This window comes from Streptomyces formicae, from assembly GCF_002556545.1.
GTDB lineage: Bacteria > Actinomycetota > Actinomycetes > Streptomycetales > Streptomycetaceae > Streptomyces > Streptomyces formicae_A.
This window is the reverse complement of record NZ_CP022685.1, coordinates 2,433,995-2,446,796: the sequence shown is the minus strand read 5'-3', so window position 1 is coordinate 2,446,796 and position 12,802 is coordinate 2,433,995. Positions and strand designations below refer to the sequence as shown.

The following is a 12,802-nucleotide window of genomic DNA, read 5'->3' as shown; positions in this document are numbered from 1 at the left end:
TACGTACGTCGCGAGGGGCGCACCCGGACCGGGTGCGCCCCTCGCATGTGCCCGGGGGCCGTCAGTTGTGGCCGAAGCGCCGCTGGTGCTTGCGGGCGACGTCCGCGGGGCTGCCCTGGGCCTGCGACTGCAGCGGCGACTGGGCCTCGGTCGCGGTCGACTTGGACTGCTCCTGCGCCTGCTCGGCCTGCGAGGCGCGGTTCTGCTGGCCGCCCTGCTTGCGGTTCTTGTTCTTGGCCATGGTGATCTTCCTCCTGAGGGGGATCTGGGGGCCAGGACGCGACCAGATTCACATATGGCATCAAGGTGCGCATTTCGGAGAATTACCGTGCGTAATAAGGGCCGTCGAAGAGTGAACCTCGGATACGCCACGCCGAAGATCGAGTTCGGGCCGTTAACCTCTGCCGGGTCGGGCAGACTCGAAGGAAACCCGACGCGGACCCACACCCTGATTCGTTGCCCTTGCGGGGTGTCTTCGTGGGCCTTCGAGGGAACGTCCAGGAACCTCCGGGCACTTTTCGGGAACTTCCATGAACACCAGGGAATCTCCAGGGAAAGAGGGTGGATCGCGTGGACCGCTGCATCGTCCTGGTGGACGCCGGGTATCTGCTGGGTGCCGCCGCGAGTCTCCTCGCGGGCGAGCCTTCCAGGTCCCGGATCACCGTCGATCACACCGCCCTGATCCAGGGCCTTCGCGAGCGCGCGGAATCCGACACCGAGCGCCCTCTGCTGCGCATCTACTGGTTCGACGGCGCGCCCGACCGGGTGCCGCAGCCCGAGCACCGGCGGCTGCGCGTGATGCCCCGGGTGACGGTCCGCCTCGGTGCCCTGACCCGGAGCGACGGACGGTGGGCCCAGAAGGGTGTCGACGCCGCGATGCACGCCGAGCTGACCGAGCTCGCCCGCAACCGCGCCTGCTCCGACGTCGTGCTCGTCACCGGTGACGGCGATCTGCTGCCCGGAATGATGGCCGCCAAGGAGCACGGGGTCGCCGTCCACCTGTGGGCCGTGCAGGCCGCCGACGGGGACTACAACCAGTCCGAGGACCTGGTCGCCGAGGCCGACGAGCGGCGCGTGCTCGACCGGGCCTGGATCACCAAGGCCGTACGCCCCAAGGAGCTCACCGGCGTCTGCGCGCCGCCGCCCGTGCCGCGCCCCGAGATCGCCGCGATCCTCTCCGCGCCGCTGCCGGAGTCCGCCCTCGCGGCCGCCGCCCAGCGCGCCGAGGAGGCCCCCGCCCGGCACCCGGAGACCTCGACCAACGGCGACGGCGGCGAGCACCGGATGCCCCCGGGCAAGGGCGTGCCCACCCCCAAGGACCTCGCCGCGCTGCGCGGACCCGGCACCCAGCCCGCGCAGCACCCCGCCAACGCGACGCTGCGCTGGTCCTCCGACAAGGGCTGGGTCGAGCGGCCCGGCGGCGCGCCCGAGGGGCCCGAGATCGCCGCCCTGCCCACCCTCGCCCAGCTGACGACGGCCGAGCAGCGCTGGGCCGACCGCGAGGAGGACATCACCACCGTCGGCGGCGACCCGTACGAGGTGGGACAGGTGTTCGCACGGCGCTGGATGGCCCGCCTCCCCGAACAGCACAACCTGCAGAAGCTGTCGACGATGTACCCCCGCATCCCGCACCGCGTCGACGGCGAGCTGCTGCGCTACGCGGCACGGTTCGGCCTGCTCGCCCACAAGGACGACCAGATCGACGAGCACGACCGGTACGCGATCCGGGCCGGTTTCTGGCGGGAGATCGACGTGCGCACGGCCGCGGAGCACGCGCCCGCGGGGGACCGCGCCGGTGACTGACACGGGGCGCCCGGGGCGCCCCGGGGGTCGTCCGTGCCCGCGGACCCCGTAGGCTCGTCCTTCGTGAGTACGCGCCCGGCACCGGCAGTCCGACAGGGACTCCGTCAGGAACTCGGCATCGACGCCGTCTGCGCGGTGCGCGACCTGGTCAAGACCTACCCGGCCGCCCGCGCCCGGCGCGGCAGGCCCGCGACGCCCGAGGTCCGCGCCACCGACGGGATCGACCTGACGGTCCGGCGCGGCGAGATCTTCGGCCTGCTCGGGCCCAACGGCGCGGGCAAGTCCACCCTCGTGCGCCAGCTGACCGGCCTGATGCGGCCCGACAGCGGCACCGTCGAGATCCTCGGCCACGACATCGTGCGCCATCCCGAGCGGGCCGCGCGGATCCTCGCCTATCTCGGGCAGGAGTCCACCGCGCTCGACGAGCTGACCGTGTCGCTCGCCGTCGAGACGACGGCGCGGCTGCGGGGGCTGGACGTACGGCAGGCGCGGGGCGAGCGGGACGCCGTCCTGGAGGAACTGGGGCTCACCGAGCTGGCCTCGCGGCCGCTGAAGAAGCTTTCCGGCGGGCAGCGGCGGCTCGCCTGCTTCGCCACCGCGCTGGTGGGGGAGCGACCGCTGCTCGTCCTGGACGAGCCGACCACCGGGATGGACCCCGTCGCGCGGCGGGCCGTCTGGGCGGCGATCGACCGGCGTCGGGCCGAGCGGGGGACCACGGTGCTCCTCGTGACGCACAACGTCATCGAGGCGGAGACCGTGCTCGACCGGGTCGCCGTGCTCGACCGGGGCAAGGTCATCGCCTGTGACACTCCGGCCGGGCTCAAGGAGCAGGTCGCCGACGAGGTCCGGGTGGAGCTCGTGTGGCGGGAGCGGGCGCCGCTGGACGTTCCCGAGGTGGCGGCGTTGCGATCCTCTGCGGTGGAGTCGGGGCGGCGGTGGTCCTTGCGGCTCGCTCCTGACGAGGCGCGTGCCGCTGTCGCGGCGGTTACCGGTGGGGCGGCGTTTGCCGCTCTTGACGATTTCACGTTGGCCACGCCCAGCCTGGAGGATGTCTATCTGGCGTTGGGTGGCAGTGGGCGGGGGCTGGTGAAGGCGTGACTCTTGCTGCGGCTTGGTGGGGCGGTTCCTGTGCCGCCGCTTCGCGGCGGATCACTCCCGCCCGCCCACCCGTTTACCCGGCACCGAACAGTGCCTGTAGGAACAGAGACGGAAGGGTTGTCCGGTGAGTGCGGTTCCCTTGGAAGCCGCCGTGCGGGTCGACAGCGGCCGCGCGGAGCACGACCTTGACGGGCCCGCGCCCCTCGGGCCGCCCGCCCGGCTCTTTCCCGCGCTGTCCGCCGTCTACCGCGCCCAGCTGTCCCGGGCGCGGGTCGCGCGGATACCGCTGCTCTTCGTGGCGACCTTTCAGTCCGTCGGGATCATGATCCTGATGCGCGGCGTCGTCGACGGGGGCGGGGAGGCGCGGGCGGTCGTCGCCGGTTCCTCCGTGCTCGTCGTCGCGTTCGTCGCGCTCAACCTGCTCGCGCAGTACTTCGGGCAGCTGCGGGCCGACGGCGGGCTCGACCACTACGCCACGCTGCCCGTGCCGCCCGCCGCCGTGGTGCTCGGCGCCGCGGCGGCGTACGCCTCCTTCACGGTGCCCGGCACCGTCGTCACGGCGATTGTCGGCTGCGGGCTCTTCGGGCTTCCGCTCACGCACCTGTGGGTGCTCGTCGCGGTGATCCCGCTCGCCGGTGCCGCCCTCGCGGGGCTCGGCGCCGCGCTCGGGCTGCTCGCGCCGCGGCCCGAACTCGCCACGCTGCTCGGTCAGATGGGCATGTCGGCGGCGCTGCTGCTCGGTGTGCTCCCGGCCGACAGGATGCCGACGGTGCTCCAGTTCGCGCGTGACCTGCTGCCTTCGACGTACGGCGTGGAAGCCTTCGCCCGCACGTTCGGGCCCGATCCGGACTGGGCGGTCGTCGCCCTCGACCTGGCGGTCTGCGCGGGGGTCGGCGTCGCGTCGCTGGCCGTCGCCACCTGGGCGTACCGCCGGGCGGCCGTCCGGTGACGCGCCGCACAGGGAGTACTGGCACGATGTGTGGGTGACCGCACCGCTGACACCCTCCCAACCGCCGCACGACGAGCACGCGAACGACCCTTGGCAGGCACCCGCGCAGACGTCGGGAGCCACGACTCCTTACGGATACGAGGAGGACGGGCCCGGCATGAAGACCGAAGTGCGGCAGGCCGCGGTGCTCGCGGTGGCGGTGGCCGTCAGCGGCATCCTGGTCGGCCTCCTGTGGCTGTGGCTCACGCCGCGGGTGCCGCTCATCTCGGACGGCAAGGCGGTGTACCTCAAGGACACCGAGGGCGAGCAGGCGATCGCGATCGACGGAACGTTCACCCTGCTCGCGCTCGGCTTCGGCGTGGTCTGCGGAGTGGTCGCCTTCCTGCTGCGCAGGCGCGGCGGGCTCCCGCTGGTCGTCGGGCTCGCGATCGGCAGCCTCTGCGGGGCGCTGCTCGCCTGGCAGCTCGGCAAGTGGTTCGGTCCCGAGACGGACGTCGTCGCGCACGCCAAGGCGGTCGGCAAGGGCGTCGTCTTCGACGCGCCGCTCGAACTCAAGGCCAAGGGCGTCCTGCTCGCCTGGCCGGTGGCGGCGCTCGCCGTGCACCTCGGTCTCATGGCGCTGTTCGGGCCCCGGGACCCCGAGCCGTATCCGGCGCCCTACGCGGGACACGCGCCCTACGAAGGGCCCCGGAGCGACGGCCGTCCCGAGGGGACGGGTTCCTAGGCCCTGTCGTCACACTCCCGTCTGCCCCGCGACGTCTGGCACGCACGCTCGCGGCGTTGCCGGAATGCCCGAGCAGGCCCACTACGAGGACATCCCGGCGCCTTGCGATCGCACGCACCAGACGCCGCGGGGCCGCCCTTCGGGCGACGACGGGAGTGTGACGACAGGGCCCAGGCGGGCGACCGCCCCGTCGAGCGCGGCAACCGCGCTCTCAGGCGGGGCGCTTGCCGTGATTGGCCTTGCGCTTCTTCGCCCGCCACTTGCGCATGCGCGTCTTCTTCGACATGCCCTGGGTTCTTAGTCCCGCCCCGCGCGGGTGTCGAGGGCTCTTTCACGTCGTACGGGCGGGGCGGGGTCAGGCCCGGCCCACCGGCGCCAGGACCGCGTCCGTGAGCGCCGCGAGGTCGGCCGGTGCCAGCTCGACCTCCAGGCCGCGGCGGCCCGCCGACACGCAGATCGTGGCGTGCGCCGACGCCGAGTCGTCCAGGACCGTACGGAGCCTCTTGCGCTGGCCGAGCGGGGAGATGCCGCCCCTGACGTAGCCCGTGGTGCGCTCGGCGGCCGCCGGGTCCGCCATGACGGCGCGCTTGCCGGAGACCGCGGCGGCCAGCGCCTTCAGGTCGAGGGAGCCCGCGACGGGCACGACGGCGACGGTCAGCTCCCCGTCCACCTCGGCGACCAGCGTCTTGAAGACCCGGTCGGGCGAGACGCCCATGGCCTCGGCGGCCTCGTCGCCGTACGAGGGGTGGGCGGGGTCGTGTTCGTAGGAGTGCACGGTGAAGGCGGTGCCCGCCGCGGCGAGCGCCACCGTCGCGGGCGTGCCGCCCGCTCCCGCCTGCTTCTTCTGCTTCTTGGCCATGGTTGCTCGTGCCTTACGTCGCTCGTGGCCGTGCGCCCGTGGGGACCGCACGTCAGTTGAGGCTGGTGGTGCCCCGCGTCAGTTCCGTCGCGGGCAACGACGGCAGGTTACGGATGATCGCGGTCTCGGCGCGCAGCAATTTCAGCTCGTCCCGCAGGCGCGCCGCGGTGTCCTTCGACTCCAGGAGCCGCTGCTTGGTGGGGGTGTCGAGGACGGCCGCTGCGGCGACCAGGTACGACACGACGGACGGCTCGTCCGGCAGCTCGGCGGCGCTCGACAGGGAGCGCTCGCGCGCGCCCGCGAGCCGCTTCTGGTAGGAGCGGAAGGCGCGCAGCACGCCCTCGGCGAGGGCTCCCGCACCGTCGCCCAGCTCCTCGGGCACCTCCTCGACCTCGGCGGTGAGGAAGGCGCCCGAGGCGTCGACGGAGTGGATCCGGACCCGGGTCGTGCCGGTGGCGAGCACCTCGTAGCCGCCGTCGTCGCGTTCCCTGATGGTCGCCGCGTCGGCCACGCAGCCCATCGCGTGGAAGGACTTCAGGGGGTCGTCGCCGAAGCCGGCGGCGGGGCCGTGCTCGGGGAGCGTCGTCTGATCGGGGAGGCCGGGCGCGCTCGGCGCCACCTCCAGGCCGTCGCGGATCGCGACGACGGCGAACTGGCGCTGCTCCTCCTCGGGGGTCTTGAGCAGCTCGCGCATCATGGCGCGATATCGCTCCTCGAAGACGTTCAGCGGCAGGACGAGGCCGGGGAACAGCACCGAGTTGAGCGGAAAGAGCGGAAGCCGGGTGGTCACGACCGGCAAGCCTAATGCTCACCGGGGCGCGCGCGGTCCCGCGGAGTGCGCAGCGGGGTCATCGACGCGACTTCTATGCGTACGCCGTCGCGCAGTTCCAGGAACTGGCCGAGCGGATCGTCCGCCATCCGGTCCCAGGGGAAGGACGTCGCGTACGGGCCGATCAGGCGGAGTTGTTCGAGGGCGTCCTCCCAGCGCTCCAGGCGCACCAGGACGTAGGTGAGGAGGTTGCGGACCTCGGCGGGCCAGGGGTCGCCCTCGTCGTACTCCCTGGAGAGGGCGATCGCGAGGTCGGCCGCCGCGTCGAGGCGCCCGCGCGGCAGCTTGCCGGAGGGGCTGGTGAGGTAGGCGAAGGCGGCGCGGGCCGGGAGGACCTGTATCAGCGATCCCGGCAGCGCGTCCTGGGCGGCGCGCTCGGCGAAGTCGAAGCATTCGCGGTGCGAGCCGTACCAGGCGGCGGAGAGATACTGCAGGGCCGAGGCGTGGCAGCCGTAGTGGTACGAGGAGCGGCGCACGGCCTCCTCCCACAGCTGCTCGAAGACGGTGTGGGGGGCGTGCGTGCCGCGTGCGTGGTCGAGGGCGATCCGCCAGGGCACGGGATCGCGCGGATCCGCTTCGGCGGCGGCGCTGAGCAGCGGGCCCGCGTCCCTGAGCAGCTCGGCGCGGGCCGGTGACTCCCAGCCGCGCATCACGGCGAGCTCGGCCTTGAGGAGCAGGGCGTCCGGGTCGTGCGGGGACGCGCCGAGCCAGTCGTCGAACCACTCGGGGCGGGAGCGGGCGAAGGCGGCGAGCCGCGTCGTGTAGCGGTCGCGGTTCTCCCACTCGGCGGCCTCGCGGGAGGTGGCGAGGAGCTTGGCCGCGGGCCCGTAGTCGCCCCGGCCCGCGGCGACGAGCGCGGGGGCGAGGCGCTCGTCGGGGACGTCGAGGAGCACCTCGTCGTCCGGCGGCAGCCCGGCGGCGAGCCGCGGGGTGTGCCGGATCATGCGGGCGGTACGGATGAAGGCACGCAACACCGTGCCCTCCTTTACGCCTCAACCGGCCCCGCTCGCGCGGACTCTCCGGTCACCGTCGTGGTTGCTCAATTGTTGGTTGCGCAGGGATGACGGTCCAGGGGTGGGGAAGGTTGCCTACGGGTGGATAACGGTTCGGCTGCTCGGCGCCCCGTAAGGGGCGCGGGGAACTGCGCGCCAAGCCACGACGCTCCCGCGGCGGCGGACCGACCTGGCGTCGGCGGTGGCTGCTCCGGTCCGGTCGGCGGTCGGCGCGGCCGGGTCGTGCCGGGGGGTGTATCGGGACCGTCCAGGTCCCGGGGCCTTTGAGGGGCGCGGGGAACTGCGCGCCAAGCCACGACGCTCCCGCGGCGGCGGACCGACCTGGCGTCGGCGGTGGCTGCTCCGGTCCGGGCGCCGGTCGGCGTGGCCGGGTCGTGCCGGTGACTTACCGGGACCGTCCAGGTCCCGGGGCCCGTGAGGGGCGCGGGGAACTGCGCGCCAAGCCACGACGCTCCCGCAGCAGCGGACCGACCCGGTGTCGGCGCTGGCTGCTTCGGTCCGGGCACCGGTCGGCGCCGCCGGGTCGTGCCGAGGGCGTACCGGGACCGTCCAGGCCCAGCGCAGCGCCTAGCTGCGGCGCAGCAGTCGCGTCGCCCCCGCCGCCACCGTCGTGGCGAGGATCCAGCCGAGCAGGATCAGGACCGCGGCGAACCACTGCCAGCCGCCGCGTAGCTGCCAGTAGCTGTCCTGGCCCAGGTCGATGACCGGCAGGAGCAGGTCCAGGGTGAACAGGGCCGGGTTCCAGTTCGGGTGTTCGCCCGGTTTGATCGCGGGGTGGTCGGCGCGGGCGAAGGCCACCGCGCTGATCGCCCACAGCACGGCCATCCAGACCGCGGCCCGCCCTGGCCGGTAGCCGTACGCGACCGTCCAGTCCTGCGCGTACCCCCACAGCTTCGCCGCAAGGGGCAGCGTCTCGCGGCGTCTGCGCTGCTTGGCGAGGAGGACCTCGCGGGCGTCCGCGTCCTCGCCGCCGTTGCGCAGGACGGTCGCGAGCTTCTCGTACGGCTCGGGGTTGTACTCCGCGGTCGCGGCCGCCACCCAGCTCAGCCGCAGGGAGAGCGGGAAGCTGCCCTGCGGGACGAGGTTCTCGTAGGTGAAGCCGCCCATCTGCAGACAGCCGGGGCCGGGCCAGCTCGCCGACCTGTCGATCAGGGTGACGATCTTGGCGCCGGACAGCACGACCTTGCCGCGCTGCGGCGCCTCGCCGAGGAAGCGCAGTTCGGGCGTCTGGACGCGGCGCATCGACAGCTCCTGGTCGTTCTGGAGCGTGAAGCGGGCCTGCGTGAGGTCCATGGCGTCGCCGAACCTGCCGTCGTCGAGGCGGATCCCGCCCTGGCACTCGAAGCGCTGCACGCGCGTGCCACGCGCCGGAGTCGTGCCGCTGGTCAGGGACGGGTTGCCGAGGCCCGCCGGGGTCAGGTAGAGCGAGCGCTCCACGGTCAGCTGCGGGGCGTTCAGGGCGCGCCTGCCGTAGGGGTTGGTGAGCAGGCTGCCGCGCAGGCTCAGCGAGACGCCGATCTTCGCGCCGCGCAGGCTGAGCATGCCGTGCGACTCCATCATCTCGGCCTGGAAGTCCTGCCCCACCGAGAGGCCGTCGCCCAGGATCGAGTTGCCGCGCCGGTCGCGGTAGACCACGGCCTGGTTGAGCAGCAGGTCCGTGCCGATGTGGGCGTCGGTCAGGCGCATGCCGTTGTGGATCCGGCAGCGCGGCAGGTGCAGGTCGCCCTCGGTGTGCAGGCGGGCCGCCTCGAAGCGGGGGACCGCGCAGTCGACGAGCCGGAGCGTGGTGAAGCGGCTCTCCGGAAGGACCATCTCCTTCTCGAAGCGGCAGTGCTTCATCTCGGTGTACGGGACGACCGTGCCGCCCGCGAGGTCGAGCACGTCGGTGATCTGCACGCCCGCGAGCTTCAGCGAGGAGACCCGGCCCGCGAGCGCGGGCGGCCCGTCGAGCAGCAGCCAGCACACGATGCGCGCGCGCACGCTCCGCTCGGGCCCCCAGGGGTGGCCGCCGTGCGGATCGTCCACGGTCGCGTCGCCCGACCTGAGGTCGTAGACGCTGCCGTTGCGGAAGGCCTGCCACATGCCGATCTCCGCGGCGGTCAGTCCGTCCGGCGGGTCCCCGATGCCGGTGCCGTCGGCCACTGCTTCCGTCCTCCCCGTGCCACGTGCGCTTGTGCTTCGTACACCTGTTCATGCCCGTTCCGTGACGGCCTGAACGCTAGTGGTGAACGTGCGGTTCCGGGATCCATATCAGCCAGTGATACGCGCGTTCGGCGCCGAAGGAAGGTCTGAGAGAATTGGCCATGTGATCTCTCGAATCGATCTGCGCGGCGATGCCCTCACGGAGTTTCCGTCGGGGGCCGCCCTGCGCGCCCTGCTGCCCCGTGCCGACTTCGACGTCGCGGCCGCCCTGGAGAAGGTGCGGCCCATCTGCGAGGACGTGCATCATCGTGGCGACGCGGCGCTGATCGAGTACGCGGAGAAGTTCGACGGCGTCCGTCTTGAGCAGGTCCGCGTGCCCGCGGCCGCGCTCGCCGAGGCCCTGGCGGGACTGGACCCCGAGGTCCGCGCGGCCCTTGAGGAGTCCATCCGCCGCGCCCGCACCGTCCACCGCGCGCAGCGTCGCGCCCCGCACACCACCCAGGTCGTCCCGGGCGGCTCCGTCACCGAAAAGTGGGTACCCGTGGAGCGCGTCGGGCTTTACGCGCCCGGCGGCCGCTCGGTCTACCCCTCCTCGGTGATCATGAACGCGGTCCCCGCGCAGGAGGCGGGCGTCGAGTCGATGGCGCTCGCGTCCCCGCCGCAGGCCGACTTCGGCGGACTGCCGCACCCGACGATCCTCGCCGCCTGCGCGCTCCTCGGCATCGACGAGGTGTACGCGGTCGGCGGCGCCCAGGCCGTCGCGATGTTCGCGTACGGCACCGAGAGCTGCGCCGCCGCCAACATGGTCACGGGCCCCGGCAACATCTGGGTCGCGGCCGCCAAGCGCTACTTCACCGGACGCATCGGCATCGACACCGAGGCGGGCCCGACCGAGATCGCGGTCCTCGCCGACGACACCGCCGACCCGGCGCACGTCGCGGCCGACCTGATCAGCCAGGCCGAGCACGACCCGCTCGCGGCCGCCGTCCTGGTCACCGACTCCGTGGCGCTCGCCGACGCCGTCGACAAGGAGCTGGCGCCGCAGGTCGCGGCCACCAAGCACGTCGAGGACCGGATCGTGCCCGCGCTGAGCGGCCGTCAGTCCGCGATCGTCCTCGTCGACGGCCTGGAGGAAGGACTCAGGGTCGTCGACGCGTACGGCGCCGAGCACCTGGAGATCCAGACCGCGGACGCCACCGCCGTCGCGGACCGCGTCAAGAACGCGGGCGCGATCTTCGTCGGCCCCTGGGCGCCGGTCTCCCTCGGCGACTACTGCGCGGGCTCCAACCACGTCCTGCCCACCGGCGGCTGCGCCTGCCACTCCTCGGGGCTCAGCGTCCAGTCGTTCCTGCGCGGCATCCACATCGTCGACTACTCCCGCGAGGCACTCGCCGACGTCGCGCACCACGTGGTGACGCTCGCCGAGGCCGAGGACCTGCCCGCGCACGGCGCGGCGGTCAAGGCGAGGTTCGGATGGAAGGTGCCCACCACGTGAACGTCCGGATCGACGACCTTCCCGTACGCGACGAGTTGCGCGGCAAGTCCCCCTATGGTGCGCCCCAGCTCGACGTACCCGTACGCCTGAACACCAACGAGAACCCCTACCCGCTGCCCGAGCCGCTCGTCGAGCGCATCGCGGAGCGGGTGCGCGAGGCCGCCCGCGACCTCAACCGCTACCCCGACAGGGACGCCGTCGAGCTGCGCACCGAGCTCGCGCGCTACCTCACCCGCACCGCGGGCCACGAGGTCGCCCTCGCCAACGTGTGGGCGGCCAACGGCTCCAACGAGGTCATCCAGCAGCTCCTGCAGACCTTCGGCGGTCCCGGGCGCACGGCCATCGGCTTCGAGCCCTCGTACTCGATGCACGGCCTGATCGCGCGCGGCACCGGCACCGGCTGGATCTCGGGGCCGCGCCACGACGACTTCACGATCGACGTGGCCGCCGCCACCGAGGCCATCGCCGAGCACCGGCCCGACGTCGTCTTCATCACGACGCCCAACAACCCCACGGGCAACGCGGTGAGCGCCGAGACGGTCCTCGCGCTGTACGACGCCGCGCAGGCCGCCAAGCCGTCGATGGTCGTGATCGACGAGGCGTACGTCGAGTTCAGCCACGGCGACTCGCTGCTCCCGCTGATCGAGGGGCGGCCGAACCTCGTCGTCTCGCGCACCATGTCGAAGGCGTTCGGCGCGGCCGGCCTGCGCCTCGGCTACCTCGCCGCCGACCCCGCGGTCGTCGACGCGGTGCAGCTGGTCCGCCTGCCCTACCACCTCTCGGCCGTCACACAGGCCACCGCGCTCGCCGCCCTGGAGCACACCGACACGCTCCTGGGATACGTCGAGCAGCTCAAGGCCGAGCGCGACCGCCTGGTCACCGAGCTGCGCGCGCTGGGCTACGAGGTGACCGACTCCGACGCCAACTTCGTGCAGTTCGGGCGATTCGACGGCGAAGGCGCCGCGCACGCCGTGTGGCAGCGGATCCTCGACCGGGGCGTCCTGGTCCGGGACAACGGAGTGCCCGGGTGGCTGCGGGTCTCCGCGGGAACCCCCGCCGAAAACGACGCGTTCCTCGATGCGGTACGCGAACTGAAGAAGGAGCAGAGCGCATGAGCCGCGTTGGACGGGTCGAAAGAACCACCAAGGAGACGTCGGTCGTCGTCGAGATCGACCTCGACGGCACCGGAAAGGTCGACGTGTCGACCGGGGTCGGCTTCTACGACCACATGCTCGACCAGCTCGGCCGCCACGGCCTCTTCGACCTCACGGTCAAGACCGAGGGCGACCTGCACATCGACTCGCACCACACCATCGAGGACACCGCCCTCGCCCTCGGCGCCGCCTTCAAGCAGGCCCTCGGCGACAAGGTGGGCATCTACCGCTTCGGCAACTGCACGGTCCCGCTCGACGAGTCCCTCGCCCAGGTGACCGTCGACCTGAGCGGCCGTCCGTACCTGGTGCACACCGAGCCCGAGAACATGGCGCCGATGATCGGCGCGTACGACACGACGATGACCCGGCACATCCTGGAGTCCTTCGTCGCGCAGGCGCAGATCGCCCTGCACGTGCACGTGCCGTACGGGCGCAACGCCCACCACATCGTGGAGTGCCAGTTCAAGGCCCTGGCCCGCGCCCTGCGCTACGCCGCGGAGCACGACCCGCGTGCCGCCGGGATCCTCCCCTCCACGAAGGGCGCGCTGTAAAGCCATGACCGGTCTGAACACCATCCTCATCGTCGTCGGCCTGTTCCTGATCGGCGGCGTCATCTCCTTCGTCAAGCAGGGGATGCCCAAGAGCCTCATCACGCTCCTCTCCATCGGCGCCGTGATGTGCCTGGCCGCGGGCATCCTGCGGCTGGACTACTGGAACTGACGGGAGGCGTACACGA

13 protein-coding genes are annotated in these 12,802 nt (G+C 72.5%); 8 read left to right on the top strand and 5 right to left on the bottom strand.

Annotated elements, in window-relative coordinates; genetic code table 11:
- Positions 1-61 precede the first annotated feature (61 nt).
- Complete coding sequence (locus tag KY5_RS10280; RefSeq protein WP_055550308.1) at positions 62-241, bottom strand: hypothetical protein; 180 nt, start codon at positions 239-241, stop codon at positions 62-64.
- Between the two features lie 329 nt (positions 242-570).
- Between KY5_RS10280 and KY5_RS10275 the strand changes: the two genes are divergently transcribed.
- The 4 genes from KY5_RS10275 (at position 571) to KY5_RS10260 (ending at position 4,574) form a co-directional block, all read left to right on the top strand.
- On the top strand, positions 571-1,803 hold the full coding sequence (locus tag KY5_RS10275; RefSeq protein WP_098241942.1) for an NYN domain-containing protein: 1,233 nt from the start codon (positions 571-573) through the stop codon (positions 1,801-1,803).
- Between the two features lie 117 nt (positions 1,804-1,920).
- On the top strand, positions 1,921-2,901 hold the full coding sequence (locus KY5_RS10270; protein WP_098247159.1) for an ABC transporter ATP-binding protein: 981 nt from the start codon (positions 1,921-1,923) through the stop codon (positions 2,899-2,901).
- Positions 2,902-3,040: 139 nt separating this feature from the next.
- Positions 3,041-3,850 (top strand): ABC transporter permease, encoded by an 810-nt coding sequence (locus KY5_RS10265; protein WP_418952865.1) that lies wholly within the window; start codon positions 3,041-3,043, stop codon positions 3,848-3,850.
- A 34-nt stretch (positions 3,851-3,884) separates the two neighbouring features.
- Positions 3,885-4,574, top strand: a complete 690-nt coding sequence (locus KY5_RS10260; protein WP_098247158.1) for a DUF2567 domain-containing protein — start codon at positions 3,885-3,887, stop codon at positions 4,572-4,574.
- A gap of 355 nt (positions 4,575-4,929) precedes the next feature.
- On the opposite strand, the gene ybaK is transcribed toward KY5_RS10260, so the two are convergent.
- The 4 genes from ybaK to KY5_RS10235 form a co-directional block, all read right to left on the bottom strand.
- The gene (gene ybaK, locus KY5_RS10250) at positions 4,930-5,433 is read right to left on the bottom strand and encodes a Cys-tRNA(Pro) deacylase (RefSeq protein ID WP_098241940.1); all 504 of its coding nucleotides are present in this window, start codon (positions 5,431-5,433) and stop codon (positions 4,930-4,932) included.
- A gap of 52 nt (positions 5,434-5,485) precedes the next feature.
- Entirely contained in the window at positions 5,486-6,232 is a 747-nt protein-coding gene (locus KY5_RS10245; protein WP_098241939.1) for an LON peptidase substrate-binding domain-containing protein, read from the bottom strand.
- Between the two features lie 2 nt (positions 6,233-6,234).
- A complete protein-coding gene (locus tag KY5_RS10240; RefSeq protein ID WP_098247157.1) occupies positions 6,235-7,206 on the bottom strand; it encodes a hypothetical protein in 972 nt (323 codons plus the stop codon).
- Between the two features lie 636 nt (positions 7,207-7,842).
- Positions 7,843-9,417 (bottom strand): oxidoreductase, encoded by a 1,575-nt coding sequence (locus tag KY5_RS10235; RefSeq protein ID WP_098241938.1) that lies wholly within the window; start codon positions 9,415-9,417, stop codon positions 7,843-7,845.
- Positions 9,418-9,580: 163 nt separating this feature from the next.
- On the opposite strand from KY5_RS10235, the gene hisD reads away from it, so the two are divergent.
- From hisD to KY5_RS42120, 4 genes are read left to right on the top strand one after another with little or no spacing between them, the layout of a single operon-like run.
- Positions 9,581-10,912 carry a histidinol dehydrogenase gene (hisD, locus tag KY5_RS10230; protein ID WP_098241937.1) on the top strand — a complete coding sequence of 444 codons (1,332 nt, stop codon included), beginning with the start codon at positions 9,581-9,583 and terminating at the stop codon, positions 10,910-10,912.
- Complete coding sequence (locus KY5_RS10225; protein WP_234362683.1) at positions 10,909-12,027, top strand: histidinol-phosphate transaminase; 1,119 nt, start codon at positions 10,909-10,911, stop codon at positions 12,025-12,027. The genes hisD and KY5_RS10225 overlap by 4 nt, the downstream gene beginning before the upstream one ends.
- Positions 12,024-12,617, top strand: coding sequence for an imidazoleglycerol-phosphate dehydratase HisB (gene hisB / locus KY5_RS10220; protein WP_098241935.1), 594 nt, complete (start codon positions 12,024-12,026; stop codon positions 12,615-12,617). Before KY5_RS10225 ends, hisB begins: the two co-directional genes overlap by 4 nt.
- A gap of 4 nt (positions 12,618-12,621) precedes the next feature.
- Positions 12,622-12,786, top strand: coding sequence for a hypothetical protein (locus KY5_RS42120; RefSeq protein WP_062781233.1), 165 nt, complete (start codon positions 12,622-12,624; stop codon positions 12,784-12,786).
- The last annotated feature ends 16 nt before the right edge of the window (positions 12,787-12,802 follow it).